Origin of the sequence: Nguyenibacter vanlangensis (genome assembly GCF_013376155.1) — a bacterium.
In the GTDB taxonomy this organism is placed as follows: domain Bacteria; phylum Pseudomonadota; class Alphaproteobacteria; order Acetobacterales; family Acetobacteraceae; genus Gluconacetobacter; species Gluconacetobacter vanlangensis.
On sequence record NZ_JABXXP010000932.1, the window covers coordinates 1 to 921 of the forward strand.

The window sequence follows — 921 nt, forward strand, 5'->3', positions numbered from 1 at the left end:
CCTGCACCACGGCCAGCCCCACCCCGCCCGCGCCGTTCACGACGATCCATTCGCCCGGCACGATACCGGCCATGCGGCAGGCATGGACCGCGGTCGAGCCGGCGCAGCCCAGCGGTGCCGCCTCGGCCAGGTCAGCGTCGCCCGGCAGCGGAACCGCATGCGTCGCCGGGACGGCGATATACTCCGCATAGCCGCCATCGCTCGTAAATCCGGGCTGCGCCAGCGGCGCGGGACAGAGATGCGTCTCGCCCATCCGGCAATGGTGGCAGGTTCCGCATCCCTGATAGTAATAGACGACGGCTTTCTCGCCCAGGCGGCGCGGGTCCACGCCGTCGCCCAGCGCGTCTATGATGCCTGCGATTTCGTGGCCGACCGTGAAATCCCGGCATCCCAGATCCAGGCCGCCGTCGCGCAGATGCAGTTCCGTGCGGCAGATACCGCAGGCGCCGATGCGCAGACGCACCATGCCGGGACCGGGTTCCGGCACGGCGACCGCGCGCAGCGTGAAGGGCCGGCCCGGCGCCTCCAGCCGCACGGCGCGCATTACCCTGTTGGTTGACATGCGTTCTCTCCCGCGATCATGGATCGTCCGGCACCCGTTTTCATGAAAAGAAGATTAGCACGATCCGTTCATGTGCGGCGCGGCCCGCGCGCCGCCAGAATCCATTCGCGCGTGCCGGAAACCGAAATGGCGGTCAGGACGATGTTTTCAAGCGCCATGACCATGACACCCTGCGCATAGTAAAGCAGCGCGCCCAGCGCATAGGTCGTACTCCACAGGATCCAGCTTTCGACGTATTTTCGCGTCATCAGGATCATCGCCGCGACCTGCAGGATCAGCACCGTGGAATCCCAGACCGGGAACGGATCGGGGGCGAGGCGTGCCGGCCGCGGCGCGCCCAGCGCCACCGCGGCCCGGGT

The 921-nt window shown here is 67.8% G+C and carries 2 protein-coding genes; both read right to left on the reverse strand.

Features of this window, described 5'->3' with window-relative positions; all coding sequences use genetic code 11:
- Nucleotides 1-562: alcohol dehydrogenase catalytic domain-containing protein (locus HUK84_RS20255; RefSeq protein WP_176641801.1), on the reverse strand; the 562-nt coding region annotated here is incomplete at its 3' end.
- A 68-nt stretch (nucleotides 563-630) separates the two neighbouring features.
- Nucleotides 631-921 (reverse strand): nicotinamide riboside transporter PnuC (gene pnuC / locus HUK84_RS20260; RefSeq protein ID WP_176641802.1); only part of this gene is annotated, 291 nt, incomplete at its 5' end.